The organism is Streptomyces sp. ISL-98, assembly GCF_018614055.1.
Lineage (GTDB): Bacteria > Actinomycetota > Actinomycetes > Streptomycetales > Streptomycetaceae > Streptomyces > Streptomyces spiramyceticus.
On sequence record NZ_JAGGPB010000004.1, the window covers coordinates 90,518 to 117,486 of the forward strand.

At 70.1% G+C, this 26,969-nt stretch carries 21 protein-coding genes and 3 tRNA genes; 12 read left to right on the top strand and 12 right to left on the bottom strand.

All coding sequences use genetic code 11. From position 1 onward, the window contains the following. Nucleotides 1-128 precede the first annotated feature (128 nt). Nucleotides 129-1,040: a nitroreductase/quinone reductase family protein gene (locus J7I98_RS03655; protein WP_214917069.1), complete on the top strand. Its 912-nt coding sequence runs from the start codon at nucleotides 129-131 to the stop codon at nucleotides 1,038-1,040. A 133-nt stretch (nucleotides 1,041-1,173) separates the two neighbouring features. Further along, a complete protein-coding gene (locus J7I98_RS03660) occupies nucleotides 1,174-3,756 on the top strand; it encodes a M14 family zinc carboxypeptidase (protein WP_214917081.1) in 2,583 nt (860 codons plus the stop codon). A gap of 99 nt (nucleotides 3,757-3,855) precedes the next feature. Here J7I98_RS03660 and J7I98_RS03665 read toward each other — a convergent pair whose 3' ends face one another. Together J7I98_RS03665 and J7I98_RS03670 are read right to left on the bottom strand one after the other, a co-directional pair. Continuing rightward, nucleotides 3,856-4,284, bottom strand: coding sequence for an organic hydroperoxide resistance protein (locus J7I98_RS03665; protein ID WP_214917094.1), 429 nt, complete (start codon nucleotides 4,282-4,284; stop codon nucleotides 3,856-3,858). A 66-nt stretch (nucleotides 4,285-4,350) separates the two neighbouring features. Beyond that, complete coding sequence (locus J7I98_RS03670; protein ID WP_214917097.1) at nucleotides 4,351-5,370, bottom strand: NADP-dependent oxidoreductase; 1,020 nt, start codon at nucleotides 5,368-5,370, stop codon at nucleotides 4,351-4,353. A gap of 92 nt (nucleotides 5,371-5,462) precedes the next feature. Between J7I98_RS03670 and J7I98_RS03675 the strand changes: the two genes are divergently transcribed. After that, a complete protein-coding gene (locus tag J7I98_RS03675; protein WP_251020086.1) occupies nucleotides 5,463-5,885 on the top strand; it encodes a MarR family winged helix-turn-helix transcriptional regulator in 423 nt (140 codons plus the stop codon). A gap of 51 nt (nucleotides 5,886-5,936) precedes the next feature. Here the strand turns inward: J7I98_RS03675 and J7I98_RS03680 are convergent, their stop codons facing one another. After that, complete coding sequence (locus J7I98_RS03680; protein WP_214917103.1) at nucleotides 5,937-6,656, bottom strand: hypothetical protein; 720 nt, start codon at nucleotides 6,654-6,656, stop codon at nucleotides 5,937-5,939. Between the two features lie 271 nt (nucleotides 6,657-6,927). On the opposite strand from J7I98_RS03680, the gene J7I98_RS03685 reads away from it, so the two are divergent. From J7I98_RS03685 to J7I98_RS03700, 4 genes are all read left to right on the top strand, one after another. Next, nucleotides 6,928-7,503, top strand: coding sequence for a hypothetical protein (locus tag J7I98_RS03685; protein WP_214917134.1), 576 nt, complete (start codon nucleotides 6,928-6,930; stop codon nucleotides 7,501-7,503). Between the two features lie 144 nt (nucleotides 7,504-7,647). Further along, nucleotides 7,648-8,685: a rod shape-determining protein gene (locus J7I98_RS03690; RefSeq protein ID WP_214917137.1), complete on the top strand. Its 1,038-nt coding sequence runs from the start codon at nucleotides 7,648-7,650 to the stop codon at nucleotides 8,683-8,685. A gap of 87 nt (nucleotides 8,686-8,772) precedes the next feature. Continuing rightward, the gene (locus J7I98_RS03695) at nucleotides 8,773-10,341 is read left to right on the top strand and encodes a GAF domain-containing protein (RefSeq protein WP_214919084.1); all 1,569 of its coding nucleotides are present in this window, start codon (nucleotides 8,773-8,775) and stop codon (nucleotides 10,339-10,341) included. Nucleotides 10,342-10,415: 74 nt separating this feature from the next. After that, nucleotides 10,416-11,888 (top strand): acyl-CoA synthetase, encoded by a 1,473-nt coding sequence (locus J7I98_RS03700; protein ID WP_214917139.1) that lies wholly within the window; start codon nucleotides 10,416-10,418, stop codon nucleotides 11,886-11,888. Nucleotides 11,889-11,905: 17 nt separating this feature from the next. On the opposite strand, the gene J7I98_RS03705 is transcribed toward J7I98_RS03700, so the two are convergent. The 3 genes from J7I98_RS03705 to J7I98_RS03715 are packed head-to-tail and all read right to left on the bottom strand — an operon-like array spanning nucleotide 11,906 to nucleotide 14,756. Beyond that, complete coding sequence (locus J7I98_RS03705) at nucleotides 11,906-12,544, bottom strand: LUD domain-containing protein (RefSeq protein ID WP_214917158.1); 639 nt, start codon at nucleotides 12,542-12,544, stop codon at nucleotides 11,906-11,908. Next, complete coding sequence (locus J7I98_RS03710; protein WP_214919086.1) at nucleotides 12,541-13,950, bottom strand: LutB/LldF family L-lactate oxidation iron-sulfur protein; 1,410 nt, start codon at nucleotides 13,948-13,950, stop codon at nucleotides 12,541-12,543. Before J7I98_RS03710 ends, J7I98_RS03705 begins: the two co-directional genes overlap by 4 nt. 56 nt (nucleotides 13,951-14,006) lie before the next feature. Further along, nucleotides 14,007-14,756, bottom strand: a complete 750-nt coding sequence (locus tag J7I98_RS03715) for a (Fe-S)-binding protein (RefSeq protein WP_214917161.1) — start codon at nucleotides 14,754-14,756, stop codon at nucleotides 14,007-14,009. A 291-nt stretch (nucleotides 14,757-15,047) separates the two neighbouring features. Here J7I98_RS03715 and J7I98_RS03720 point away from each other — a divergent pair, with 291 nt between their 5' ends. Beyond that, nucleotides 15,048-15,866, top strand: coding sequence for a hypothetical protein (locus J7I98_RS03720; RefSeq protein ID WP_214917164.1), 819 nt, complete (start codon nucleotides 15,048-15,050; stop codon nucleotides 15,864-15,866). A gap of 117 nt (nucleotides 15,867-15,983) precedes the next feature. Here J7I98_RS03720 and J7I98_RS03725 read toward each other — a convergent pair. From J7I98_RS03725 to J7I98_RS03735, 3 genes are all read right to left on the bottom strand, one after another. After that, nucleotides 15,984-16,057, bottom strand: a tRNA-Ile gene (locus J7I98_RS03725). Between the two features lie 178 nt (nucleotides 16,058-16,235). Next, nucleotides 16,236-16,308, bottom strand: a tRNA-Asn gene (locus J7I98_RS03730). A gap of 5 nt (nucleotides 16,309-16,313) precedes the next feature. Next, nucleotides 16,314-16,386: transfer RNA gene (locus J7I98_RS03735), tRNA-Asn, on the bottom strand. A gap of 213 nt (nucleotides 16,387-16,599) precedes the next feature. Between J7I98_RS03735 and J7I98_RS03740 the strand changes: the two genes are divergently transcribed. The 4 genes from J7I98_RS03740 to J7I98_RS03755 all read left to right on the top strand — a co-directional run bounded on the left by J7I98_RS03740 (nucleotide 16,600) and on the right by J7I98_RS03755 (nucleotide 22,143). Then, a complete protein-coding gene (locus tag J7I98_RS03740) occupies nucleotides 16,600-16,899 on the top strand; it encodes a YtxH domain-containing protein (RefSeq protein ID WP_214917166.1) in 300 nt (99 codons plus the stop codon). A gap of 45 nt (nucleotides 16,900-16,944) precedes the next feature. After that, on the top strand, nucleotides 16,945-18,387 hold the full coding sequence (locus J7I98_RS03745; protein ID WP_214917169.1) for an FGGY family carbohydrate kinase: 1,443 nt from the start codon (nucleotides 16,945-16,947) through the stop codon (nucleotides 18,385-18,387). Nucleotides 18,388-18,484: 97 nt separating this feature from the next. Then, nucleotides 18,485-20,218, top strand: a complete 1,734-nt coding sequence (locus J7I98_RS03750) for an ABC transporter ATP-binding protein (protein WP_214917172.1) — start codon at nucleotides 18,485-18,487, stop codon at nucleotides 20,216-20,218. Next, nucleotides 20,215-22,143, top strand: coding sequence for an ABC transporter ATP-binding protein (locus J7I98_RS03755; RefSeq protein WP_214917187.1), 1,929 nt, complete (start codon nucleotides 20,215-20,217; stop codon nucleotides 22,141-22,143). Before J7I98_RS03750 ends, J7I98_RS03755 begins: the two co-directional genes overlap by 4 nt. Nucleotides 22,144-22,228: 85 nt before the next feature. Here J7I98_RS03755 and J7I98_RS03760 read toward each other — a convergent pair whose 3' ends face one another. The 3 genes from J7I98_RS03760 to J7I98_RS03770 all read right to left on the bottom strand — a co-directional run bounded on the left by J7I98_RS03760 (nucleotide 22,229) and on the right by J7I98_RS03770 (nucleotide 26,831). Next, the gene (locus J7I98_RS03760) at nucleotides 22,229-23,515 is read right to left on the bottom strand and encodes an RNA polymerase sigma factor (protein WP_214917190.1); all 1,287 of its coding nucleotides are present in this window, start codon (nucleotides 23,513-23,515) and stop codon (nucleotides 22,229-22,231) included. Nucleotides 23,516-23,635: 120 nt separating this feature from the next. Then, entirely contained in the window at nucleotides 23,636-25,534 is a 1,899-nt protein-coding gene (gene dnaG / locus J7I98_RS03765; RefSeq protein ID WP_214917193.1) for a DNA primase, read from the bottom strand. Between the two features lie 34 nt (nucleotides 25,535-25,568). After that, nucleotides 25,569-26,831 (bottom strand): FAD-dependent oxidoreductase, encoded by a 1,263-nt coding sequence (locus J7I98_RS03770; protein WP_214917199.1) that lies wholly within the window; start codon nucleotides 26,829-26,831, stop codon nucleotides 25,569-25,571. Nucleotides 26,832-26,969: the final 138 nt, after the last annotated feature.

Genomic DNA, 26,969 nt, shown 5'->3' on the forward strand with positions numbered 1-26,969 from the left:
CGCGCCGTCTCGCGTCCTGTCGTACTCCGCCGTGTTCAGCACCGGCGTGTGACGTCCGTACGTCCTCGTGCGCCCTCATTCATCCCTCGGCGCCGCCCCATGCCCTCATTCAGGAGATTTGACACAGTATGCCCACTTCCTTCAATCAAGCGGTCATCGACGAGTTCCGAGCCAACGGCGGAAAGGTCGGTGGCCCCTTCGAAGGCGGCGACCTCCTTCTGCTGACCACCACCGGCGTGAAGTCGGGGAAGCAGCACACCACTCCCCTCGGCTACGTCCGCGACGGCGATCTGCTGCTGGTCGTCGGGTCCGCCGCCGGTGCGACCCGGCATCCCGCCTGGTACCACAACCTGCTCGCCCGGCCCCAGGTGCGGGTGGAGATCGGCACCGAGTCGTTCGAGGCGATTGCCGTCCCGGCCGAGGGTGCGCGGCGTGACGAGTTGTTCGAGCTCTTTGTGGGTGTGGATCCGGGATACGGGGACTATCAGGCCCGTACTGATCGGGTCCTGCCGGTCGTGGCGCTGGAGCCGGCCGAGCGCGAGGGAGCGCCCCGCGAGGTCAGCAACCTCGCCGGCAAGCTCATCGAGGTACACACCTGGTTGCGTGGGCAGTTGCGGCATGTGAGCGACGAGGTCGACGCGCACTTCGCCGCGCGGGCGGGTCGGCGGGGAGATGGGGAAGCCTCAGTGCCGCCGGGGCTCGGGCTGCAGATACGGCAGCACTGCCTGGCGTTCTGCCAGACCCTGGAGTTCCATCACACCAGCGAGGACGCGCACCTGTTCAACGCCATCGGCGGCTACCACCCTCACTTGCGCGATGCCCTCGACCGGCTTCGGGCCGAACACCGGACAGTTGCGCGTATTCAAGGGGAACTCGTTGCCCTGCTGGGCGATATCAGCAGTGCCGATCCGCTGCGTTTCCGTAGCGAACTCGATCGGATGTCGAAGGAGTTGACCGCCCACCTCGACTACGAGGAGGAGTCCCTTCTGCCCGTGCTGGCCGAGATCCCTTGGCCTCCGGTCGCGCCCGGCACCGCCTGAGGGGTGTGCCTCTCAGGTCCCTGCCGCCCCAATACCCCCTTGTCGTCAGGCGGTTGAAGAGGTAGACCCCTGCGTACCGATCGATCACCATCCCTGATCGCATCCGAACGCATCCGACGATCCGGAGATACGCATGGGCACAGGCATACCGAGACCTCTCCTCATCACCACCGCCGCCATCGCGAGCGCACTCCTCCTCGCCCCCGTCCCCGCCACCGCCCACCCCGGCGACGGCCCGGACGGGGGCCGGGACGGCGGCGTACACCGGGAGCGGACGGCCGGTGGGCAAGGGGCGGCCGCGGCCCGGAATCCGGCTTCCGCAGCCGCCAACGCGCTCGATGCGGCGAAGTCCCCCGGGCTCAGGCACGACCGTGGATATCCGCGCCGGACCACGCTCACCCCGCCCGCCCCCAACCCGGCCGACAAGTCCATCAAGCTGGGGCTCACGCCGTACCACTCCATCGCTCCGAAGCTCAACGCCCTGCAGAAGCTGGGCAATCGGGTCAGTGTCGAGGTCGCCGGGCGGTCCGCCGGAGGGCATCAGCTCTATCTCGTCACTGTCACCGCGCCCGAGAGTTCCCGCGAGGCGCGCGAGCAGGAGCGGATGCGGGAGCTGATTGAGAATTCACCGGGCGCCGCCGCGAAGGACCGCCGTATCAAGGCGACTTACAAGGCCCCCGTCTTCATCAACAACAACATCCACGGCAATGAGTGGGAGGGTACGGACGCCGCCCTGAAGCTCATCGAGAATCTCGCGAAGGCAAAGGACGGCAAGACCGCCGATCTGCTGGCGAAGACCCGTGTCTATCTCAATGTGACTGCCAATCCTGACGGCCGGATCGCGGGCACCCGAGCGAACGCCAACGGCTTCGACCTCAACCGGGACTTCATCACCGCCACCCAGCCCGAGGCCCGCGCGATCCGGCAGATCGCCATCGACAAGCAGCCCGCCGTAATGCTCGACCTGCACGGGTACGTCAATGGCACGCTCATCGAGCCGACGACGCCGCCGCACGGCGAGAATTACGAGTACGACCTCTTCCTCAAGAATTCGTATGCGAATGCGCTGGGGATGGAACGGGCTGTGAACGGGCTCGGCTATACGCCCGCCAAGGACGGCGTCGAGCCCGCCGTCATCCCCTTCCGCGACGAGGAAGAGGGCTGGGACGACTGGCCGCCGATCTTCACTCCGCAGTACATGCCTTTCCAGGGCGCGGTCGCGGCGCACACCATCGAGTTCCCGATGCAGGTCAACAACGAGTCGTACGACACGCTGCCCGTCGATGAGCTGCGCCGCAGGGCCGCCATCAACACGGACATCGCGGGCGCCGCGATGCGCGCCTCCCTCGACTACACAGTGGCCAGGCGCACTTCCGTCATCGCCGACCAGATCGAGACCTTCCGGCGCGGTGCGGCTGGCGCCGCCCAGGTGCCGGTGTCGGCGGAGACCGTGCCGGGCGTGCCCGGCATCGGGCCCGAGGACGTCTATACGACCGACTTTCCGCGGGCGTACGTCGTCCCGGCCGGGCGGACGCAGCGGTCCGCGACCGCCGCGGCCCGGCTCGTCGACCATCTCGTCGCCAATGATGTGCGGGTGGAGCGCGCCCGGCGGGACTTCAAGCTCGGGGGGCGTGCGTACAAGGCGGGGTCCTACGTCGTCGACATGCGGCAGCCCAAGCGCGGTATCGCCAATGTGATCCTGTCCGAGGGGCGCGACATCAGCGCCGATGTGTCCACGATGTATGACATCTCCGGGTGGAGTCTCGGGCTGCTGTGGGGCGCGAGCGTTGAGAAGGTGCAGAAGGCTCCTGGTGGGGTGGATGTTCCGGGGCGTCCGGTGCATGCCGCGTCGCCCACCGGGTACGTCGCGCCTCGCGGTGATCTTCAGCTGCGGCTCGACGACCCCAAGGAGCTCACCGCCCTCAGCTCCCTCCTGGCAGCAGGGGTGAAGGTACGGCGCAGCGCCGACGGCAGTGCGATCGTGCCCGCATCGGCCCGTAAGAAGGCCGCGGTTCTCGCCGACCGTTACGGCGTCGCCTTCCACGCCACCAAGGCCAAGGGTGTCGCCCCGCTCGGCCGGACCCGGGTCGCCGCTGCCGTGACGCCGGGCGAGCTGCTCGCGCTGCGCGAGATGGGCTTCGACGTACTGCCGGTGTCCACGGCGAAGCTCAACGCGGGCTTCGACTGGTCGAAGGCGGACGTGCTGTTCGTATCGTCCGGGCTGGAGTACGGGAAACTCGAACCGGCCGCGCGCGGCGCACTCGGCGCGTTCCTCGCGGGCGGTGGCGGGCTGGTCGGCCGTGGCGCGGCGGGTGCGGCGCTCAATGCCGATGCCGGTCTCCTGGCGGCCAAGCACGTCGAGGGCAACGGTGACGCGAACGGTGTCGTACGAGTCGTCAACGCGGGCGGTCCCGTGACCGGCGGCGCCCCTGCCCACACCTTCGTGTACTCGCCGGTGTGGTTCACCGACCTCGGTCCCGGCGTCCGCGTCGACCAGTCGTACGGCGCCGGCAACCCGCTCGTCTCCGGCCACTGGCGCGCGGCCGAGGACGGCAGCGGCGGCCCGAAGGACGCGGCCGGCAAGGCGGCGGTCGTCAGCGGCACGGCGGCCAAGGGCGCGAGCGTGGTGCTGTTCGGTACGGAGCCGCTGTTCCGTGCGCACCCGAAGGGCATCTACGCGCAGGTCGGACGGGCATTGATCAACTCGGCGGGCTGAGCGACTCGGAGGACGTACGAGAAGAATCGTCCCCTTACGAGGTGAAGGGCCGCACCCCCTGGACGGGGTGCGGCCCTTCACGACGTGCTGTGCGTCGGATCAGACGACCGACAGCTCGACCTTGATGTTGCCGCGGGTGGCGTTGGAGTACGGGCACACCTGGTGCGCCTTCTCCAGCAGGTCCTTCGCGGTGGCCGCATCCACGTTCGGGATGTGGGCGCTGAGCGCGACCTCGAGACCGAAGCCACCCTCGCCGTTCGAGCCGATGCCGACGTTCGCCGTCACGACGGAGCCCGAAATGTCGGCCTTCTCCTTGCGGGCGACAACGCCGAGCGCGCCCTGGAAGCAGGCGCTGTAGCCGGCCGCGAAGAGCTGCTCCGGGTTGGTGCCGGCGCCGCTGCCGCCCATCTCCTTCGGCGGGTTGACGACGACATCGAGGTTGCCGTCGTCCGAGGCGACACGGCCGTCACGGCCGTTCTCCGCGGTGGCGACAGCGGTGTACTTCACGTCTATGGCCTGGATGGTCATGCTGAAGAATCCTCCTGCTTGGTACGCCGCGACTCGCGCCCACGACCGCGGCGGCTGTGGGTGAGCCTATCGGGTAAGAGAAACGATCATCTTGCCGGTGTTCTCACCGCGGAGCAGGCCGACGAATGCGTCGTAGCCGTTCTCGATGCCCTCGACGACGGTCTCGTTGTACTTGAGCTCGCCGGAGCGGATCCAGCCCGAGACGTCCTTGACGAACTGCGGCTGGAGCGCGGCATGGTCGCTGACCAGCACACCCTGCAGCCGGAGCCGCTTGCCGATGATCATCGCCATGTTGCGCGGGCCGGGCGTGGCCTCGGTGTTGTTGTACTGGGCGATCATTCCGCAGATCGTGGCGCGACCGTGCACGTTCAGCGAGCCGATGGCCGCTTCGAGGTGGTCGCCTCCGACGTTGTCGAAGTAGACATCGATGCCGTCGGGAGCGGCCTCGCGCAGCTGCTCCGCGACGGGGCCGTCCTTGTAGTTGAACGCCGCGTCGAAGCCGTACTCCTCGGTGAGGAGCTTGACCTTCCCGGCCGAGCCCGCCGCGCCGATGACCCGCGACGCGCCCTTGAGCTTCGCCATCTGGCCGACCTGGCTGCCGACCGCACCGGCCGCGCCGGAGACGAAGACGGCGTCGCCCTCCTTGAAGGAGGCGACCTCGAAGAGGCCCGCGTAGGCGGTGAGGCCGGGCATGCCCAGTACGCCGAGGTAGGCGGAGAGCGGGGCGAGCGAGGCGTCGACCTTGGTGGCGTGCTTGGCGTTGACGTCGGCGTACTCGCGCCAGCCGAGGCCGTGCAGGACGTGGTCACCCACGGCGAAGCGCTCGTCGCCGGAGGCGATCACCTCGCCGACCGCGCCGCCGTCCATCGGCTCGTCGAGCTGGAAGGGCGGGACGTACGACTTCACGTCGTTCATGCGGCCGCGCATGTAGGGATCGACCGAGAAGTGGAGGTTGCGGACCAGAATGCGACCCTCGGCCGGCGCGGACACCGGGGCCTCGCGCAGGGCGAAGTCCTCGGCCTTGGGCCAGCCGTGCGGGCGGGCGACGAGGTGCCAGGAGCGGCCGGTCGTGGGCAGTGCGGTCATGCGGTGCGACCTCCTAGAAAAAGCTTCAGGTACTGAAACAACCATGCTCCTGGATATTTAATGTTGTCAAGTAAATGGGTACGATGGTTCGCATGACCCCTCGCACAGGCCACCTGACCCTGGAAGTCGTCGAGCTGATCGGCGAGGTCGTGTCCCGCTACCACGAGGAGTACGACGAAGCGGCGGCCACCTACGCGCTCACCGGCGCCCAGGCGCGCGTCCTGGGGCTCCTCTCCCTCGAAGCGATGCCCATGCGTCGTATCGCCCAGAAGCTGAAGTGCGAGCCGTCGAACATCACCGGGATCGTCGACCGGCTGGAGGCGCGCGGCCTGGTGGAGCGGCGGCCCGACCCGGCAGACCGGCGGGTGAAGCTGGCCGCCGTCACGGACGAGGGGCGGCAGACCGCGGCCAAACTGCGGGACTCGCTGAACTTCGCGCGCGAGCCGCTCGGCCGGCTGTCGGACGACGAGCGAACGGTGCTGCGGGACCTGCTGAAGCGGATGCTGGGGCACTGAATCAACCCCGGGGATTACGTGCCCCGGAGCCGTGACCGCCCGGCGCTCCGCTCAGGTGCACCACCACAGGAACTGGTCGCAGGTCTCGGGCGGCTTCGGATCCGGCGTCGGCGTGGGCTTGGGGGCCGGCTGCTCGGACGGCGGCGGTGGGGGTGGCGGGGGCGCGGGCGCCGGTGCGGACGACGGCTCGCCCGTGGCCTGCGAGGGCGCACCGCCGGAGTCGCCGGATGCCGGAGCGGTCGGCTTGCCGGTGGCCGACGCCTTCGCTGCGGCGGACTTCGACGCCTTGGCGGAGGCGGAGGCGCTCGCGGATGCCGAGGCTTTACTGGCCGACGCGGACGGATCCGCATTCGCGTCCCGGATACCGCCGTCGCCCGAGGGGCCGCTGTCGCCCGTCGGGGTCGACCACCCGCTCGGGTCACCCTCGTCCTCGTCGCCCGAGGGAGCGGACGCCTGCCCCTCGCCCGAGGACTCCGTGGCCAGCTCGGCGAGGCTCAGCGCGCCCCCGGCCAGCACGAGGCCCATGCAGACGAGTGCGACCTTGCGGCCCCGGCGGCGGTGCGCCCGGCGGGAGCGTCGCGAGCGGCGTGCGCCGCGGCCGCCGGAATCGTTGGATTCGGGGAGATCGTCGGGCGCGGCGGCAGCGTCGCTGTCGTCACCGTCGTCAGTGGAACCGTCGGCGTAATCGGGGTCCCCGTAGTCAGGGTCGCCGTAATCGGCGTAGCTGCCGTAGCCGTCGCCGTACTGCCTGTCGTCGTATTGCTCCGACACGTCAGGCGCCTGCCACGCTCCGGGCCTTGGGGGCATGTCGAAGTGCTCGGGCACGGCCGCTCGGGGAGCGGTGCGGCTGAGCTCCCCGATGGGGGCTCCGCATCCGGCACAGGCCAGAGCGCCGTTGAGGTGCCTGCGGCAGGAGTGGCAGTAGTCCATGGCGCCCGCAGATTATGCGTCCCAGGGGGGACAACGGGAGCCTCACCTGTGAGGATCTTGTGTGGAAGAGCGGGTTCCGCGGCGTGTCAGAGGGGCAAGGCAGGATGGACGTATGCATACGGGCACGCATCCCTTCGGGCCGCTCGACTTCCAGCTCGTGCTGCTGCGCCGGATGGCCGACCACCAGCCCGGCCTGGTCGAGGACGCCCGGCACGAGCTGAGCGTGACGCTCGCGGAGATGCGCGAGGCCAATCGCCGGTGGCAGGCCATGCTCCGGTCGCCGCGTGCGCGCGGGACCGTGGCGCGTTACCGGTCGGTCCTCGGGCCGCCCGAGACGTCCGCACGCCGCCGGATCGGCGACCTGGAGTGCGACGCGCTGGCCTGGCCCGTGCCGCTCTGGCCGGACCTCCGCTTCGAAGTACTGACCGCGCCGGGCGGCGCCGTCTGGAACGAGTGGCTGGTACGCGCCCCCGGCGCCCCGGGCCCCGAGCTGCGTACGACCGACGACCTGCGCCCCTGGTCGTGCACCGTCGACGAGGTGGCCCGCGCCTTCGCGCCGGTTCGCCCGATGGAGGGCACCGCGCCGACCCGGTGGCGGCTGGGGATGACGCTGCCCGACGGGAGGGCGTGCGTGGCGGAGTTCACCTGGGGCCTGTTGCAGCGTGTGCAGTTTCCTGACGGCTCGTAACGCCCCGCGATCCCGTTCCTGGCAGGGCGTCAGCTCGTACCCCGACCGGCTCAGCCCAGCGCGCGCACGGCTCACGGCCCGCGCACGATGCTAGGAGGACCGGCGTCCGTCGGTCCGTCAGTGCTCTCGGGAGAAGAATCTGCCGTGACCGTCAGCCTTGAGCAGTTGCGCCGTTGCCATATCGCCGTCGACCTCGGGGCCGCGAGGACCCGGGTATTCGTGAAGGGGGCCGGGCTCGTCGTCGACGAGCCGAGTGTGGCCGCCGTGAACACGCGCACCGGCGCGCTCATCGCCGTCGGTGCCTTCGCCGAGAAGATGACCGGCCGCACGCCCGACTACATCCGCGTCGTACGCCCCGTCTCCGGCGGCACCGTGGTCGACATCGAAATGGCCCAGCGCATGCTGCGCCAGCTGATCGGCGAGAAGCTGCGCCGCCAGCTCCGCCGCAAACCGCGGCTGCGCGCCGCCGCCTGCACCCCGCACGACAGCGACCCGCTCGCCCAGCGCGCCGCCGTCGAAACCCTGATCGGGCTCGGCGCGCGCCGCGTCGAGCTCGTCGACACCCTCATCGCCGCGGCCGTGGGCTGCGGGCTGCCCGTAGAACAGCCGTCGGCCACCATGATCATGGTGTGCGGGGCGGCGACCACCCAGGTCGCGGTGCTCTCCCTCGGCTCGATCGTCACCGCCCAGCGCATCCCGATCGGCGGCAACGCCATCGACCACGCGGTGATCCAGCACCTGCGCCACCAGCACGAACTGATGCTGCCGAGTCAGTCGGTACGCCCCCTCCAGCTGGCACTCAGCGGCAACGGGCTGACCTCGGACGGCCCGGCATCCACCGAGATCCACGGCCGGGACGTGGCCACCGGGCTCGCCCGCTCCGTGATCGTCGACACCGCCGCCGTGCGCCAGGCGATCCACACCCCACTCACGGCCGTGCTCGACGGCATCGGGAAGGTGCTGCGCGACTGCCCGCCGGATCTCGTCGCCGACCTCGCCGACCGCGGGATCATGATGGTCGGCGGCAGCGCGCTGCTGCCGGGCCTCGACCAGATGCTGCGCGACGCGACGGGCATGCCGGTGCACATCGCGGAGCGGCCCGACATCTGCTCCGTACTCGGGCTCGGGGCGATGCTGGAGGGCAAGATCCAGCCGCTCGTGCTCGAACCCATCAGCGGCTGAATGGGGAAGCCGAATGCGTAAGAGGACAGCGCGGCTGCGGCTCACGTGAATCCGGAGGGCGCGGGCAGCGTGGCGCCCCGGCTGCCGATGCTGCTGGAAGCCGTGCTGAACGTCGCCACGGAGCTTGAGCTGCGCGCCACCCTCCAGCACATCGTGGACACCGCGACCGAACTGGCCGGGGCGCGGTACGGCGCCCTCGGGGTCGTGGATCCCGAACGCGGTGGTGTCACGGAGCTGTTCACCTCGGGCATCGACGAAGAGACGCGGGCCCGCATCGGACGGCTTCCCGACGGGTGTACGGGCCTGATCGGCCACCTCATTCAGGAACCCCGGCCGCTGCTCGTCCCCGACATCGCGGCCGACGTCCGCTCGTCGGGCGTCCCGCCGGGGCACCCCGAGATGCATTCGTTCGTCGGGGTGCCGATTCAGGTGCACACGCAGGTCTTCGGCAACCTCTATCTGACGGAGAAGCAGGGCGGGGAGCAGGGCGGGAAGCGAGGCGGGGCGCAGGGCGGGGAATCCGGGGGATTCACCACCGACGACCTGGCGATGCTGCGGGTCCTCGCCTCGCAGGCGGGCATCGCGATCGGCAACGCCCGCCTGCACGAGACAGCCCGCCGACGGGAGCGCTGGATCGAGGGCGCAGACGCCGTCACCACCGCTCTCCTCACCGGCGAGAGTGCCACCGACGCGCTGAACACGGTGGCCGAGCGGGCCCGTATCCTCGCCGACGCCTCGGCGGGCGTCGTACTCCAGCCCACCGCAGAGGGCGGCATGGAGATCGTCGCGGCCTCCACGCTCGACGACCCCGCCGATCTCATCGGTACGGTCATCGAGGCCGGCAGTCCGGTTCTGGAACAACTGCTGGGCGGGGAGTCGGTGTTCATCGAGGACTCGGCGACCGATGCCCGGATGACCACGCACGTACGCTCACGGTTCGGCCCGAGCATGATGCTGCCGCTGCAGAGCGGCGGCAAGCTGATCGGCACGCTCGCCCTGCCGCGACGGCGCGGCGGCGTCCCGTACACGGCGGTCGACCGGCTACTTGCCTCGCAGTTCGCCTCGCAGGCGGCGCTCGCGCTGGTCCTCGCGGACAGCAGGCACGACCGGGAGCGGCTCGCGGTCTTCGAGGACCGCGACCGGATCGCGCGTGACCTGCACGATCTCGTCGTACAGCGGCTGTTCGCCACCGAGATGATGCTGGAGTCCACCCGGCGGCGGGCGGCCGCGGCGGACATGGACGAGCTGCTGGGTGCGGCAATCGACGAGCTCGACTCGACGATTCAAGAGGTACGGACGACGATCTTCGCCCTCCAACAGCCCCCGGCGGAAGCGCCGTCCACCTTCCGGGGCCGTGTCCTGCGCGAGACGTCCGGCGCGGCGGCGCTGCTGGGCTTCCAGCCGTCGGTGCACTTCGTGGGCGCGGTGGACGCGCTGGTCTCGGAACCGGTGGCCCGCCGGCTGCTGACCGCCCTGCGCGGCGCTCTGGCGGCGGCGCACCGGCGGGTGGGGGTCACGACGGTGGAGGTGACGGTCGAGGTGCGGGAGGGGGTGGTGCGGCTTGTGGTCACAGACGATGGGCGACGGGAGGACGGGGATGGGGATGAAGGGGAGGGGGAGGGCGGGACGACGTTCAGGTGGGAGGCGGCGCTGTGACGGGGATGCCGCTTTGCCGGGGATATCGGGGATGTCCTAGTGCGTTCGCCGAAGGCGGGTCGTAGGGTCGGCGCATGGCTACCTCCTCGGTTCCCGACCTGTTTCCCACCCTCCGCTCAGGCTCCGACCGGACGGCTCTGCGGTTCGGCGACCGCACTCTGACGTACGCCGATCTGGCCTCCCTCGCGAGCAGCCTGGCGGCCCGGATCGCCGGCGCCGAGCGGGTCGCCGTCTGGGCCACGCCGAGTCTGGAGACGGCGGTGGGGGTGGTCGCGGCGCTGCTGGCCGGGGTGCCCGCCGTGCCGCTCAACCCGAAGACCGGGGAGCGGGAGCTGGCGCACATCGTGGCGGACAGTGCGCCGTCGGTGGTGCTGACCGCGCCCGGCTACGAACTTCCCATGGCGCTGGGCAGGTTGCGGCGTATCGACGTCGACACGGTGGCGGACGAATCACCGGCGCCCCTTCCCGCCGAGCCGCCGGCCGAATCCCCCGCCCTGATCGTCTACACCTCGGGCACGACAGGCCCGCCGAAGGGTGCGGTCCTGCCGCGCCGCGCCCTGGCGGCGACGCTGGACGCGCTGGAGGACGCCTGGGGGTGGACGGCGGACGATGTGCTGGTGCACGGGCTGCCGCTGTTCCACGTACACGGGCTGATCCTGGGCATCCTGGGACCGCTGCGGCGCGGCGGCGAGGTGCGTCACCTGGGCAGGTTCGACGTGGCGGGTGTCACGCGGGAGCTCTCGGCGGGCGCCACGATGCTCTTCGGCGTGCCGACGATGTACCACCGGCTGGCCGAAGCACTGGACGACGACCGGGAGTTGGCGAAGGCGCTGGCGGGCGCGCGGCTGCTGGTGTCCGGGTCGGCGGCGCTGCCCCTGCACGACCACGAGCGGATCGCGGCGGCGACGGGCCGCCGGGTCGTCGAGCGGTACGGCATGACCGAGACCCTGATGCTGTGCTCCTCCACTGCGGCGAGCGCCGGGTCCGACGGCGAGTCGCGCGCCGGCACGGTCGGCGTCCCGCTCCCGGGCGTGGAACTGCGGCTGGTCGACGAAGCGGGCGCGGACATCACGGCGTACGACGGCGAGACCATCGGCGAGATCCAGGTGCGCGGCCCGAACCTCTTCACGGAGTACCTGAACCGGCCCGACGCCACGGAGGCGGCGTTCGACGGCAGCTGGTTCCGTACGGGCGACATGGCGACCAGGGACGCCGACGGCCACGTACGCATCGTGGGACGCAAGGCCACGGACCTGATCAAGAGCGGCGGTTACAAGATCGGTGCGGGCGAGATCGAGAACGCGCTGCTGGAGCATCCGGGAGTGCGGGAGGCGGCCGTGACGGGTGAGCCGGACGAGGACTTGGGGGAGCGTGTGGTGGCGTGGATCGTGGCGACGGATCCCGGGTCTCCGCCCTCGGAGCAGGAACTGGCGGACCATGTGGCGGCGCAACTGGCCCCGCACAAGCGCCCGCGCGCGGTCCGCCTGCTGGAGTCGCTGCCGCGCAACGACATGGGCAAGGTGATGAAGCGGGCGCTGGGCGGTTAGCGGCTTCTTCTTTCCCCTCACCCACCCCCTACGACGATGACGTCGAGGGTGCGCGGGCCGTGCACGCCCTCCACGCGGTCGAGTTCGATGTCGCTCGTGGCAGAAGGCCCGGAAATCCAGGTCAGCGGTGCGGTCGCGTCGACGCGCCCGAGTGCCTCGGGAACGTCGCCGGCGATCTGGTCCTCCCGTACGACACACAGGTGGTAGTCCGGGAGGAGCGTAAGAGCCCTGCGGCCCTGCCCCGGCCCCGCGTCGAGGACGATCGTGCCGGTGACCGCGATCCCGAGGGCTGCCGTCGTCAGCACACCCTCCGCCGCGTCGAGTTCGGCCACGGACAGCGGTGGCTCGTCCCGCAGTACGGTCCATGCGCCGCCCTCGGGAAGCAGCCCGGCCGGGAAGCCGTCCGGGACGACGAGAGTGCGCAGGCCGCGCGCGGCCAGGCGTGCGGCGACGGTCGCGCAGGCGTCGGCCTCGGTCGTACGCGTCACCGTCGCCCGGTAGTCCGCGACGCGCGCGGCGAACTGCGCCACCGCGTCCGGTTCGGCGTGCGAGCGCCGGTAGTCGCGCGGTACGGGTACGTCGTCGGGGCTCTCGGACGCCGGTACGTCGGCGAGGGCCGCCCGGATCCGGCCCAGCACGGTGTCGCGCGTGGTCACTTGGAACCTTCCCTTCCGCCGCGCGTCCGGCGCCACCACGCCCGCAGCGATTCCTTCGGCGGCACGGCTGTGTCGCGCGTCCGCGTCCAGCGGCCGAGCGGCCCGGGCAGGTTGCCGATGCTGCCGCGCCGGGAGACCAGGCGGGCGGCGGGGTGCGCGAGGCGCTGAACGGCGGACAGTTTCGCGGGCGAGGCGAGCACGGACGCGGCCGCCTTCATGACCAGGGCTTCCGGGGTCGGAACCCGCCCCTTGGCACGCTTGGCCTCCACGACCTCCGCCCGTAGATGCACCAGCACCTCCGGGATATTGATCTTCACCGGGCAGGCGTCGTAGCAGGCCCCGCACAGCGTCGAGGCGAACGGCAGCGACTCGGCGTGCTCGACGCCGACGAGCTGCGGGGTCAGGACAGCGCCGATCGGGCCGGGGTAGACCGATCCGTAGGCGTGGCCGCCGGTCCGCTCGTACACCGGGCAGACATTGAGGCAGGCCGAGCAGCGGATGCAGGCGAGTGCCCGGCGGCCGACGGTGTCCTTCAGTGTGGCTGTACGGCCGTTGTCGAGCAGGACGAGGTGGAAGTCCTGCGGCCCGTCGCCTTCGGTCGTGCCCGTCCACATGCTGGTGTACGGGTTCATGCGCTCACCCGTCGACGAGCGCGGCAGCAACTGGAGAAAGACCTCCAGATCCTCGAAGGACGGCAGCACCTTCTCGATTCCCATGACGGTGATCAGCGTCTCGGGCAGCGTGAGGCACATACGGCCGTTGCCCTCGGACTCGACGACGCCGACCGTGCCGGTGTCGGCGGCCGCGAAGTTGGCGCCGGAGACGGCGACCTTGGCGCGCAGGAACTTCTCGCGCAGATGCAGGCGCGCGGCCTCCGCGAGGTCGCGGGGGCGGTCACTGAGGGCTTCGGGGGCGGGGCGGCCCCACTTCCCCATTTCGCTCCGGAAGATGTCGCGGATCTCGCCCCGGTTGCGGTGGATGGCGGGGACGAGGATGTGGGAGGGGCGGTCGTCGCCGAGCTGCACGATGAGCTCGGCGAGATCGGTCTCGTACGCGGAAATGCCTTCCTCGGCGAGGGCTTCGTTGAGCGCGATCTCCTGGGTGACCATGGACTTGACCTTGACGACCTCGGTCCGGCCCGTCGCCTTGACCAGGGCGGTGACGATGCGGTTCGCCTCGGCGGCGTCGGCCGCCCAGTGGACCTGGCCGCCCGCTTTGGTGACGGCCTCCTCCAGGCGCACGAGGTGGCGGTCGAGGTGGCGGAGGGTGCGGCGCTTGAGGGCCTCGCCCGCAGTGCGCAGCTGCTCCCAGTCGTCGAGTTCGGCGGTGACCGCGAGCCGTTTGTCGCGGATCGTGCCGGTTGCCTTGCGCAGGTTGGTGCGCAGCTGCGTGTCGGCGAGGGCCATACGGGCGGCGTCCGGGAAGGACGGGGCGCCGAGCCAGACGACGTTGTTGCTGTCGGTCACCGTCCGGTCGTCCCTTCCGTCGAGGCGAGGATTTCGGCGAGGTGACGGGTGCCTACGCCCGTACGCAGCCGGTTCAGGCCGCCGCCGATGTGCATGAGGCAGGAGTTGTCGCCTGCCGTCAGGACGTCGGCGCGGGTGTCGAGTACGGCGCGCATCTTGTCGGCGAGCATGGCGTTCGAGGTGTCGGCGTTCTTGAGCGCGAACGTACCGCCGAAGCCGCAGCAGCTGTCGGCGGCGGGCAGCTCGACCAGGTCGATGCCCCTGACCGCGCGCAGGAGCTGGAGCGGGCGGTCGCCGACGCGGAGCATGCGCAGGCTGTGGCAGGTGGGGTGGTAGGTGACGCGGTGCGGGAAGTGCGCGCCGACGTCGGTGACGCCGAGTACGTCGACGAGCAGCTCGGACAGCTCGTACACCTTGGGGGTCACCGCTTCCACGCGCTCGACGAGCGCGCTGTCGCCGTACTGCTCCGCGACGACGCGGTGGTAGTCGCGCACCATGCCGACGCACGATCCGGACGGGGCGACCACGGCGTCGTACTCGCCCTGCTCGAAGACGTCGGCGAAGCGGCGGACCATCGGGAGCGTCTCGGGGCGGTAGCCGGTGTTGAAGTGCATCTGGCCGCAGCAGGCCTGGGCCTGCGGGAACTCGACGGTGTGGCCCAGGCGCTCAAGGAGCGAGACCACCGCCTTTCCCGTATCCGGAAACAGCGTGTCGTTGAAGCAAGTGATGAACAGGGCGATTCTCATGCGTGTCCGTCCTCCGCCGGGAGCGGTGTGTCCGCGCCCAGCAAACCTTCAGCGCGCTGTACCTCCCACCCTGCGCAGGCACGCGTGTCGCAAACCCCGCGCGTCGCAAACACGGCGCTCTCGTCGACGGCATCGCGGCGGAGGGGTGAATCCGGAATCGATCGGCTCAGCTCTTCTAGCTGGCGTCCTGACTCTGACGTTGTCTGATTTCGCCGCACCATCACGCTCCGAATCCCCCCCTCCGGAGCCGTCGAGGCGGCCGTCCCAGCCGACCCGATCCCGAGGAACCACATGAAAGCGGTACTACGACGGGGCAGCCTCAGCGCTGCCACTGTTCTCGGTCTGTGTCTCGCCCTGGCTCCCGCCGCACAGGCCCACGCACAGATCCTCGTGCCCTGCGGAAACGTCACGGCTCTCCGGAACGCGATCAACGAGGCCAACAGCACGGGTGAGGACATCACCCTGGCACCGTCCTGCACGTACAAGCTGACGGACTACGACAGCCCGGGCCACGGGCTGCCGTCGATCAAAGCCGACGTCACCATCAACGGGTTCGACACCGCCATCGAACGCGACAGCACCGACTCCTTCCGCATCTTCACCGTGGAACCCAGCGGAGCCCTCACCCTGAACCGGATCACCGTAAGGAACGGGAACGTCTCCGATGACGGCGGCGGCATCTGGAACGGCGGCACCCTGACCGTCCAGAGCGGCGCCATCACAGGCAACACGGCCATCAACGGGGGCGGCCTCTTCAACGCCTCCAACGCCACAGCGACGCTGTCCAGCACCACAGTCAGCGACAACCACGCGACGACCGGAGACGGCGGTGGCATCCTCAACGCCGGGACACTGCGCCTCAACGCGAGCGCCGTCCAGGGGAACAGGGCGGCCGACCAGGGCGGGGGCCTGGGCGACTTCTCCCCCGGCAGGGCAACCCTCGCCTCCAGCAGAGTCTCCGGCAACTCCGCCACTCTGGTCTCCGGCGGACAGGGCGGCGGCATCTGGGAGAACCCCGGAAGCACGGTGACGCTCCTCAACACCAGCGTCACCGCCAACGCCGGCGGAGAATGCCGCCCGCCCGGAAGCGTCCCGGGCTGCACCGGCTGACGCTCCCGTCCCCGGAGCAGAAAGGCCCCCACGAGAGGTGGGGGCCTTCGACGTTCCCGCAGCCCGTCCACGGCGCGTTCGCGCAGCGTGAAACGTTTCTGCAGGGACTGCAGAGAGTGGGGCGGGTGGGACTCGAACCCACGGCCGACGGATTATGAGTCCGCTGCTCTAACCGGCTGAGCTACCGCCCCTTACGGCGCGTCGCGCACATTTGTGCGCGCCGTCTGCCGCAGCATAGCCGCTCATACGATCTCCTGCCTCGGATGGTCGGCAACACACGACCATGAGGACTTCGCTGCTGCCTGCGCGGTTCCAGGAGATGCGAAGGAGATACGAAAAAGGACCCCTGAGGGGCCCTTTTCCTTGCCGCTCCCCCGACTGGACTCGAACCAGTAACCCTCCGGTTAACAGCCGAATGCTCTGCCAATTGAGCTACAGGGGATCGCGCTCCCCCGACTGGACTCGAACCAGTAACCTGCCGGTTAACAGCCGGCTGCTCTGCCAATTGAGCTACAGGGGATTGCTGCGTTGCACCGAACGTACCCACCGGATGGCGTCCCGGGGGGCGTGTGCTCGCTGCGACACATACATTAGCGCAAGCAGGGGGGTGCTCCGCCAATCGGTATCGCCCCGGGTGATCACAGGTGCCCACGGGTAGGCGGCCAGCACAGCCCCGCGGTCCGAGACACCCCCGGATTCAGGGGACCGCCGACGCAAAGGAAGGGTGGCAGCCATGCGCTACCGGCTCGCATTCATCGCCGGACTGGCCCTGGGGTACGTGCTCGGGACCCGCGCCGGACGTGAGCGCTACGAGCAGCTCAAGAAGTCCGCGCGCCAGATCTCGCAGAACCCGGCCGTGCGCAACGCAGCCGAGTCGGCCGCCCACCAGAGCCGTGACATCGCGGGCAAGGCCTTCCACACGGTCAGCGACAGGGTCGGGGACAAGGTCCCCGGCTCCGTGACCGAGCGGGTTCGGTCGCTGCGCGAGCGCGGCCAGAACGCCGAGGACGACTGGGGTACGACAAACACCTAGCCGCGCGGCACGAGTCGGCGCCCGCATGCGGCAGAATCTTGCAGCATGGGGATAGTCGCCGGCTTGGACAGTTCGTCTGGTTCTACACGCATTGTCGTGTGCGATGCGGATACGGGTGCCGTGCTGCGGCAGGGCTACGCCCCGCACCAGGTGGAGGCCAAGGCCACCGAGGCCGATCCGCAGGTGTGGCTCCTGTCACTGGGCGAGGCCGCCGCCGGCGGGCTGCTCGAAGGCGTACAGGCCATCGGCGTATCCGCACAGCAGCACGGCCTGATCACTCTCGACGCGCACGGTTCGCAGGTACGTCCGGCCCTGCTCGGCAATGACAAGCGGGCCCAGGTCGCGGCCGCCGATCTCGTCGACGCGCTCGGCGGGCGCCAGGCATGGGCCGAGGCCGTCGGATCGGTGCCGCAGGCCCCGCAGCCGGTGGCGAAGCTGCGCTGGCTGGCGCGGCACGAGCCCGAGTCGGCGCAGCGCACCGCCGCGCTGATGCAGCCGCACGACTGGCTGGTGTGGCAGCTGCTCGGGCGTCCGGCCCGCAGGACCACCGACCGGGGCGCCGCATCCGGCACCGGTTTCTGGTCGGCTGCCACGGGGGCGTACCGGCCCGATCTGGTGGAGCTGGCGCTGGGGCACCAGGCCGCGCTGCCCGAGGTGATCGGCCCTTCCGACGCCGCGGGGACGACCCCCGAGGGGCTGCTCATCTCCGCCGGCACCGGCGAGACGATGGCGGCGGCGTTCGGGCTCGGTGTGGCTGTCGGTGACGCCGTGGTGTCGCTGGGGGCGTCGGGGTCGGTGATGGCCGTGCACCATGAGGCGCTGGCCGATTCGAGCGGGCTCATCACGTCGTTCGCCGACGCCACCGGGATGCATCTGCCGGTCGTGCACACGCTCAATGCCGTACGCGCGCTGCGGGGCACCGCCGACCTGCTGGGGACGGATCTGGACGGGCTTTCGGAGCTCGCGCTGAAGTCGTCGCCGGGGGCATACGGGCTCGTACTGCTGCCGTACCTGGAGGGGGAGCGTACGCCGCAACTTCCGCACACCGCCGGGACCTTGAGCGGGCTGCGGCGCGAGTCGATGAAGCCCGAGCACCTGGCGCGGGCGGCCTTCGAAGGCATGCTGTGCTCGCTGGCCGACGCGTTGGACGTGCTGCGCGGACGCGGCGTGGAGGTGCGGCGGGTGTTCCTGCTGGGGGCGGCCGCCGAGCTGCCCGCGGTGCAGGCGGCGGCGCCCGCGATCTTCGGTACGCAGGTGGTCGTGCCGCAGCCCGCGGAGTACGCGGCGCTGGGCGCGGCCCGGCAGGCGGCGTGGGCGCTCGGCGTCGCGCAGGGCACGCTGGCTCCGCACACCCCGCCTGCCTGGCGGGGGGCGGCGGCGCAGGTACTGGAGCCGGGCGAGGAGCTGGCGATGGGGCAGGCGGTGCGGCAGCAGTACGGGGCGACGCGGGACCAGATCCATCCCGGAGCATTTGCCTCCGGTTCCTGAGTCTTGACCCGGGGTTGGGATTAACCCTTGGAGTTCCCCGGGGGCGGTGACAGAAGATGGGGTGACCCCACGATCTTGCCGACCCGAGAGACTGCGCGTGCTCCTGAGACTCCTGCGTGCCCATCTGGGCCCGTACAGAAAATCCATAGCCCTGCTGGTGCTGCTGCAGCTGTTGCAGACCTGCGCCACCCTCTATCTGCCCACCCTGAACGCGGACATCATTGACAACGGTGTCGTGAACGGGGACGCGGGCTACATCCTGAAGTTCGGCGCTCTCATGATCGCCGTCAGTGTGGTCCAGGTCTTCTGCAACATCGGCGCGGTCTTCTACGGTGCGCGGACCGCCGCGGCGCTCGGGCGGGACATCCGCGCGGCGGTCTTCGAGCGGGTGCAGAGCTTCTCCGCCCGCGAGGTCGGGCAGTTCGGTGCCCCCTCGCTCATCACGCGCACCACCAATGACGTCCAGCAGGTCCAGATGCTGGTGCTGATGGCGTTCACGCTGATGGTGTCGGCGCCGATCATGTGCGTGGGCGGCGTCGTCATGGCGCTCGGGCAGGACGTGCCGCTGTCGGGTGTGCTGCTGGCGGTCGTGCCCGTGCTCGGGGTCTCGGTGGGTCTGATCGTGCGGCGGATGAGGCCGCTGTTCCGCGCGATGCAGGAGCGGCTCGACACCGTGAACCAGGTGCTGCGCGAGCAGATCACGGGCAACCGCGTGATCAGGGCGTTCGTACGGGACGAGTACGAGAAGGGCCGCTTCCGCGTCGCGAACACCGAGATGACGGATGTGTCGCTGTCCGCAGGGAGGCTGATGGCGCTGATGTTCCCCATCGTGATGACCGTGGTGAACATATCCAGCGTCGCTGTGGTCTGGTTCGGCGCGCACCGGATCGACAGCGGCGGGATGGAGATAGGCGCGCTGACGGCGTTCCTCGCGTACCTGATGCAGATCGTGATGGCCGTGATGATGGCCACCTTCATGTTCATGCAGGTGCCGCGCGCCGAGGTGTGCGCCGAGCGCATCGAGGAGGTGCTGGACACCGCGTCGAGCGTCGTTCCGCCGGCCGATCCGGTACGGGAACTGCGCGCGCGGGGGCAACTGGAGCTCCGGGGCGCCGAGTTCCGCTATCCGGGCGCCGAGGAGTCCGTACTCAAGAACATCGACCTGGTGGCCAGGCCCGGGGAGACGACCGCGATTATCGGGTCGACGGGCAGCGGGAAGTCGACGCTGCTCGGGCTCGTGCCGCGGCTGTTCGATGCGACGGACGGCGAGGTGCTGGTCGACGGTGTGGACGTACGGACGCTCGAACCGGCGCTGATGGCCAGCACGGTGTCGCTGGTGCCGCAGAAGCCGTACCTGTTCTCGGGGACGGTCGCGACGAATCTTCGGTACGGGAAGCCGGACGCCACGGACGAAGAGCTGTGGCACGCGCTGGAGGTGGCGCAGGCCCGCGAGTTCGTCGAGCAGCTGGAGAACGGGCTGAACGCGCCGATCGCGCAGGGCGGCACCAATGTGTCCGGCGGGCAGCGGCAGCGGCTCGCGATCGCCCGGACGCTGGTGCAGCGGCCGGAGATCTATCTGTTCGACGACTCCTTCTCGGCGCTGGACTACACGACCGATGCGGCGCTGCGGGCCGCGCTGGGGCGGGAGACGGCCGAGGCGACGGTCGTGATCGTCGCCCAGCGCGTGTCGACGATCCGCGACGCCGACCGGATCGTGGTCCTGGACGAGGGCCGGGTCGTCGGGACGGGACGCCATCACGAGCTGATGGAGAGCAATGAGACCTACCGGGAGATCGTGCTCTCCCAGCTGACGGAGGCTGAGGCGGCATGAGCGGGCCTGGTGGACGGATGATGGCGGGCGGCGGGCCGACCGAGCGGTCCATGGACTTCAAGGGCTCGGGGAAGCGGCTGCTGCGGCAGTTCGCCCCGGAGCGGATCACGCTGTGGTGGATGCTGGGGGCCTGTGTGCTCAGCGTCGCGCTGTCAGTGGTCGGTCCTAAAATTCTTGGCAGGGCGACGGACCTGGTCTTCGCGGGGGTCGTCGGCCGGCAGATGCCGGAGGGGGGCAGCAAGGCGCAGGCCATCGACGGGCTGCGGGAGAAGGGCGACGACGGGCTCGCCGACATGCTCTCGGGGGTGGACTTCGTCCCCGGGCAGGGCATCGACTTCGGCGCGGTCGGCGACGTACTGCTGCTGGTGCTCGCGGTGTACGTGGGCGCGGGGCTGCTGATGCTGGTGGCGACGCGCCTGTCGATCCGGGTCATCAACGGGACCGTGTTCCGGATGCGCGAGGACATTCAGGCGAAGCTTTCGCGGCTGCCGCTGAAGTACTTCGACCAGCAGAAGCGCGGCGAGGTGCTGAGCCGGGCCACGAACGACATCGACAACATCTCGCAGACCATGCAGCAGACGATGGGCCAGCTCATCAACTCCCTGCTGACCATTGTGGGTGTGCTGGCGATGATGTTCTGGATGTCGCCGCTGCTGGCGCTGGTCGCGCTGGTGACCGTGCCGCTTTCGGTGGTCGTCGCGGCGAAGGTGGGCAAGCGGTCGCAGCCGCAGTTCGTGCAGCAGTGGAAGACCACAGGCAGGCTGAACGCGCACATCGAGGAGATGTACACGGGCCATGCGCTGGTGAAGGTCTTCGGGCGGCAGGACGAATCGGCCGAGGCGTTCCGCGAGCAGAACGACGCACTGTACGAGGCCGGGTTCAGGGCGCAGTTCAACAGCGGGATCATGCAGCCGCTGATGTTCTTCGTGAGCAACCTCAACTACGTGCTGGTGGCGGTGGTCGGCGGGCTCCGGGTCGCTTCGGGCACGCTGTCGATCGGTGACGTGCAGGCGTTCATCCAGTACTCGCGGCAGTTCTCCATGCCGCTGACGCAGGTCGCTTCGATGGCGAACCTCGTGCAGTCCGGAGTCGCTTCGGCCGAGCGGATCTTCGAGCTGCTCGACGCTGACGAGCAGGAGCCCGATGCGGCGGACGCGGAGCTTGCGCGGGAGCCCGAGGGGCGGGTCGCGCTGGAGGAGGTCTCCTTCAGGTACGAGCCGGACAAGCCGCTCATCGAGAACCTGTCGGTGAAGGTCGAGCCGGGGCAGACGGTCGCGATCGTCGGCCCGACCGGCGCGGGCAAGACGACGCTGGTGAATCTGCTGATGCGGTTCTACGAAGTGACGGGCGGGCGCATCACTCTCGACGGCGTCGACATCGCGAAGATGGCGCGCGAAGACCTGCGTTCGGGCATCGGAATGGTGCTCCAGGACACATGGCTGTTCGGCGGGACGATCGCCGACAACATCGCCTATGGCGCGTCGCGCGACGTGTCGCGGGCGGAGATCGAAGCGGCGGCGCGGGCCGCCCACGCCGACCGGTTCATACGGACGCTGCCCGACGGGTACGACACGGTGATCGACGACGACGGGTCGGGGGTGAGCGCCGGCGAGAAGCAACTCATCACGATCGCACGGGCCTTCCTGTCCGATCCGGTGATCCTCGTCCTCGACGAGGCGACGAGCTCGGTGGACACCCGTACCGAAGTGCTGATCCAGAAGGCGATGGCACGGCTGGCTCACGGCCGTACCAGCTTTGTGATCGCGCACCGGCTGTCCACCATCCGGGACGCCGACGTAATCCTGGTTATGGACAATGGTTCGATCGTTGAACAGGGAACGCATGGCGAACTGCTGGCGTCGGAGGGTGCGTACGCGCGGCTGTACGCGGCGCAGTTCGCCCAGGCGGTGGCGGAGGTGGACTAGGCGGGGTGCGGGTGCGCGGGTGGCCTCGGTGCGGGGCCTCACCCCGCCCCGCCCCTTCCCGGCTGCGACATGTGCGGCCGCCCGCCTAGTCCAGGTAGCCGCGCAGCTGGTCGGCGAAGGCGTGGTCCCGGAGCTTGTTGAGGGTCTTGGACTCGATCTGGCGGATGCGTTCGCGCGTCACGCCGAAGATCCGGCCGATCTCCTCCAGGGTCCGGGGCCTGCCGTCGGCCAGCCCGTAACGGAGCTGGACGACCTTGCGTTCGCGCTCGCCGAGCGTGGACAGCACGGCCTCCAGGTGCTCGCGCAGGAGCAGGAAAGCCGCCGACTCGACGGGTGACGCGGCATCACCGTCCTCGATGAGGTCGCCCAGTGCTACGTCGTCCTCCTCGCCCACGGGCGCGTGCAGCGACACCGGTTCCTGGGCGAGGCGCAGGACTTCAGTGACCCTTTCGGGGGTCAGTTCCAGTTGGTTCGCGACCTCTTGGGGCGTCGGCTCGTAGCCGCGCTCCTGGAGCATCCTGCGCTGGACGCGGACGACGCGGTTGATCAGCTCGACGACATGGACCGGGACGCGGATGGTGCGGGCCTGGTCCGCCAGCGCGCGGGACATGGCCTGGCGTATCCACCAGGTCGCGTACGTCGAGAACTTGTAGCCGCGGGCGTAGTCGAACTTCTCCACGGCGCGGATGAGGCCGAGGTTGCCCTCCTGCACCAGGTCCAGCATGGTCAGGCCGCGGCCGACGTACCGCTTGGCGACGGACACGACGAGGCGCAGATTCGCCTCGATCAGGCGTCGCTTGGCCATCCGGCCCATGACCACCAGCTTGTCGAGATCGACGGCGAGCTGCGAGTCCAGGTCGGGGTAGCCGCTTAGCCGCTCCTCGGCGAAGAGGCCGGCTTCGACCCGGCGGGCCAGGTCGACCTCCTCTGCCGCGGTGAGCAGTGGGATACGGCCGATCTCGCGCAGGTACTGCCGGAACAGGTCGGAAGACGGCCCTCCGGTGTCGGTTCGGGTACTGCGCCGCTGCTCGGGCACGTCCGCCGGGTCCTCGACGAGGACTTCGGCGTCGGCGGCATCGGCGGGCTCAACGGCCTCGGCGCTCTCGACGCTCTCTGCGCTCTCGGGGTGATGTTCGCCCCGGCTCTGCAACGGGACCGTGGCGACGTCGGGCTCGACGCCGACACCGGTCAAGGTCTGGGTCTGGGTCTGCACGGGGGCGACCTCCAGGGTGATCGCTGCCGGTTCGGGGGCGTGCGGCAGCGGGACGGGAGCGGCGACCGGGCCGCCGTCCGTCCCGTACACAATGAGCGGAACCGCGGGTGATTGAGGCCCACTCGGCGTGGGCCGGCCGCGCTCCGAGGACTCAGGCACCGCCACCCAGTGTGGGGTACGACACATCGCCGCTACGAGGGGCGTGACGTGACTTTTTGAGTCCGGTCCGTTACTGCGTGGTTACAGGCCATTCCTTCCCCCGCTGCGGGGAAGGAATCGTCAGAGCGCGGCTGCGCCGTTGTTTCGCAGGGACTGGGCGTACTGCTGGAGGACCCACAGCTCGTTCTGCACGGCCGCCAGGTGTTCCGGGTCGGTGTGCGGGCCGGCGAGGCGGGCCATCGTGCCCTGGACGTCCAGGATGCGACGGTCCACGGCGCGCAGACGGACGCGGATCAGCTGCTCGCCCGCGTAGATCTCGTCGACGGTCTTGCGCAGGATCGCTTCGACGGCGAGCTCGGTGACCAGGGCGCGCACCGTGTCGTTGGGGGCCGCCGCGCGGACCCGGGCGAGATAGTCGGAGGCGTCCTGCGCGCCCTGTTCCGCGCCGCCCGCCTCCTCGATGACTTGGCGTACGGCGGCGTACGGCGGGGCGGTGAACTCGTCGGCCCCGTACGCGTCGAAGGCCGGGGAGACCAGCTCGGGGCGCTGGAGGGCGAGCTTGAGCAGCTCGCGCTCGGTGCGGTGCGCGGGGCTGCGCAGATTCAGCGCGGGGCCGGTCGGGACGACGGGTGCCTGTGCCTGCTGCGGGCCCGCGGTGCGAGCAGGGGCCGGGCCCCGGCCGCCGCGGTCGCGGGCCCAGCGGGCCAGCTGGGCGACTCGCTTGACCACGAACTGGGTGTCGAGGATGCCGAGGATGCCGGCGAGCTGGACGGCGGACTCGTGCTGGATCGCGACGTTCTTGATGTTGGCGACGATCGGCGCGGCTTCGTCGAGCGCGGCGGCCCGCCCGGCCGGGGTCTCCAGGTTGTGCCGGGACACGACGTGCCGGATCGCGAACTCGAAAAGCGGCGTGCGCGTTTCGACCAGGGACGCGACCGCCGCGTCGCCCTTGGCGAGGCGCAGGTCGCAGGGGTCCATGCCGCCGGGGGTGATCGCGATGGAGGTCTCGGCGGCGAACTTCTGGTCGTCCTCGAAGGCGCGCAGCGCGGCCTTCTGGCCGGCCGCGTCGCCGTCGAAGGTGAAGACGACCTCGGCCGAGGCGTTGTCCATGAGGAGCCGGCGGAGGATCTTGATGTGGTCGCCGCCGAACGACGTACCGCAGGTGGCGATGGCGGTGGTGACGCCGGCCAGGTGACAGGCCATGACGTCGGTGTACCCCTCGACGACCACCGCCCTGCTGGTCTTGGCGATCTCCTTCTTGGCCAGGTCGATGCCGTACAGGACCTGGGACTTCTTGTAGATCGCGGTCTCGGGGGTGTTCAGATACTTCGGCCCGTTGTCGTCGTCGCGCAGCTTGCGCGCGCCGAATCCGACGACCTCGCCCGTGATGTCGCGGATCGGCCACATCAGGCGGCCGCGGAAGCGGTCGATGGGGCCGCGGCGGCCCTCCTGGGAGAGGCCGGAGAGGGTCAGCTCCTTGTCGGAGAAGCCCTTGCCGCGCAGATAGCGGGTGAGGTGGTCCCAGCCGGCCGGGCTGTAGCCGACGCCGAAGTGCTGGGCGGCGCTCTGCTCGAAGCCGCGCTCGGCCAGGAACTTGCGGCCGATCTCGGCCTCGGCGGAGTCGAGCTGCTCGACGTAGAACTGCGCGGCGGCCTTGTGCGCCTCGACCAGGCGGACGCGCTCGCCGCGCTGGTTGGCGGGGTTGTAGCCGCCCTCTTCGTAGCGAAGGGTGATGCCCGCCAGACCGGCGAGGCGCTCGACCGTCTCGGAGAAGGAGAGGTGGTCGATCTTCATCACGAAGGCGATCGTGTCGCCGCCTTCCTGGCAGCCGAAGCAGTGGAAAAGACCCTTGCTCGGGCTGACCTGGAAGGACGGGGACTTCTCGTCGTGGAAGGGGCACAGGCCCTTCAGATTCCCGCCGCCGGCGCTGCGGAGCTGGAGGTACTCGGAAACAACGGCGTCGATCGGGACCGCGTCCCGGACCGCCTTCACGTCGTCATCGTTGATCCTGCCTGCCACGCGTGAAGTGTACGGCGGTGCTCGGACACTCCCGTCAGCCGAGCAGTGCGGTGAGTGGCACGGACGGGTCCGACAGGGCGTCGGTGTTGATCTGCGCCCCGGAGCGGATCAGCTCCTGGATCGCTTCGGTGACGTCCCACACATTCACGTTCATGCCCGCGAGGACCCGGCCGCTCTTCAGCCAGAAGGCGATGAATTCGCGCCTTCCTGTGTCGCCGCGGACGACGACCTGGTCGTACGAGCCGGGGGGCGCCCAGCCCGAGTACTCCAGCCCCAGGTCGTACTGGTCGGAGAAGAAGTACGGGATCCGGTCGTACGAGACCTTCTGTCCCAGCATCGCGCGGGCGGCGGCCGGGCCGCTGTTCAGGGCGTTGGCCCAGTGCTCTACGCGCAGCCGGGTCTCGAGGAGCGGGTGCTGCGCGGCGGCGACGTCGCCGGCCGCGTGGATGTCCGGGTCCGAGGTCCGGAGGGCGGCGTCGACGGCGATGCCGCCGCCGTGCGCGCGGTCGACCAGGGCGAGGCCCGCGGCCTCCGCGAGGGCGGCTCGCGGGGCGGCGCCGATCGCGGCGAGGACGTCGTTTGCGGGGTGTTCCTCGCCGTTGTCGGTGTGGGCGGCGAGGACCATGCCGTCCTGGCCGACGATCTCGGTGAGGCGGGCGCCGAAGCGGAAGCGGACGCCGTGCTCGGTGTGCAGGTCGGTGAAGAGCTGGCCGAGCTCGGGGCCGATGACCCGGTAGAGGGGGGTCGGCTCGGGTTCGATGATGGTGACCTCGGCGCCGTAACCGCGCGCGGCGGCCGCGACCTCCAGGCCGATCCAGCCGGCCCCGGCGATGAGGAGGTGCCCGTTGTCGCGGCCGAGGGAGGCCAGCACGCCGCGCAGCCGCTCGGCGTGGGCGAGGCGGCGCAGGTGGTGGACACCGGCGAGATCGGTGCCGGGGATGTCGAGGCGGCGCGGCTCGGAGCCGGTGGCGAGCAGCAGCTTGTCGTACCGGACGGAGGTGCCGTCGCCGAGCCGGACCGTTTTGGTCTCGCGGTCCAGGTGGACGACGGTCTGCCCGAGGTGCAGTTCGATGTCTTTCTGGGCGTACCAGGCGGGCTCGTGGACGAAGACGCTGTCGCGTTCCTCCTTGCCGGTCAGGAACCCCTTGGACAGGGGCGGGCGTTCGTAGGGATGGTCACGTTCGTCCCCGATGAGGATCACCCGGCCGGTGAACCCCTCGCTGCGGAGAGTCTCGGCGGCCTTTGCCCCGGCCAGTCCCCCACCGACGATGACGAACGTCAGATCTGCGTCGACCACTTGGTGCCTCCTCTGTGCCTGCCCTCACGCTACGCCGCCGTCTTCGAGCGTCCCGCACAGAGCGTGATGGCGGAAGAGGGGGTAGGCCGTGGGCGTGTCGCGGAGGGGCCACAGGGGGCGGCGGAAAACAGACCGCGC

Bases quoted from the DNA above. Each gene is read 5' to 3' on its own strand.
- J7I98_RS03655 (WP_214917069.1), top strand. From the start codon at position 129: ATGCCCACTTCCTTCAATCAAGCGGTCATCGACGAGTTCCGAGCCAAC.
- J7I98_RS03660 (WP_214917081.1), top strand. From the start codon at position 1,174: ATGGGCACAGGCATACCGAGACCTCTCCTCATCACCACCGCCGCCATC.
- J7I98_RS03665 (WP_214917094.1), bottom strand. From the start codon at position 4,284: ATGACCATCCAGGCCATAGACGTGAAGTACACCGCTGTCGCCACCGCG.
- J7I98_RS03670 (WP_214917097.1), bottom strand. From the start codon at position 5,370: ATGACCGCACTGCCCACGACCGGCCGCTCCTGGCACCTCGTCGCCCGC.
- J7I98_RS03675 (WP_251020086.1), top strand. From the start codon at position 5,463: ATGACCCCTCGCACAGGCCACCTGACCCTGGAAGTCGTCGAGCTGATC.
- J7I98_RS03685 (WP_214917134.1), top strand. From the start codon at position 6,928: ATGCATACGGGCACGCATCCCTTCGGGCCGCTCGACTTCCAGCTCGTG.
- J7I98_RS03695 (WP_214919084.1), top strand. From the start codon at position 8,773: ATGCTGCTGGAAGCCGTGCTGAACGTCGCCACGGAGCTTGAGCTGCGC.
- J7I98_RS03700 (WP_214917139.1), top strand. From the start codon at position 10,416: ATGGCTACCTCCTCGGTTCCCGACCTGTTTCCCACCCTCCGCTCAGGC.
- J7I98_RS03710 (WP_214919086.1), bottom strand. From the start codon at position 13,950: ATGGCCCTCGCCGACACGCAGCTGCGCACCAACCTGCGCAAGGCAACC.
- J7I98_RS03715 (WP_214917161.1), bottom strand. From the start codon at position 14,756: ATGAGAATCGCCCTGTTCATCACTTGCTTCAACGACACGCTGTTTCCG.
- J7I98_RS03720 (WP_214917164.1), top strand. From the start codon at position 15,048: ATGAAAGCGGTACTACGACGGGGCAGCCTCAGCGCTGCCACTGTTCTC.
- J7I98_RS03740 (WP_214917166.1), top strand. From the start codon at position 16,600: ATGCGCTACCGGCTCGCATTCATCGCCGGACTGGCCCTGGGGTACGTG.
- J7I98_RS03745 (WP_214917169.1), top strand. From the start codon at position 16,945: ATGGGGATAGTCGCCGGCTTGGACAGTTCGTCTGGTTCTACACGCATT.
- J7I98_RS03755 (WP_214917187.1), top strand. From the start codon at position 20,215: ATGAGCGGGCCTGGTGGACGGATGATGGCGGGCGGCGGGCCGACCGAG.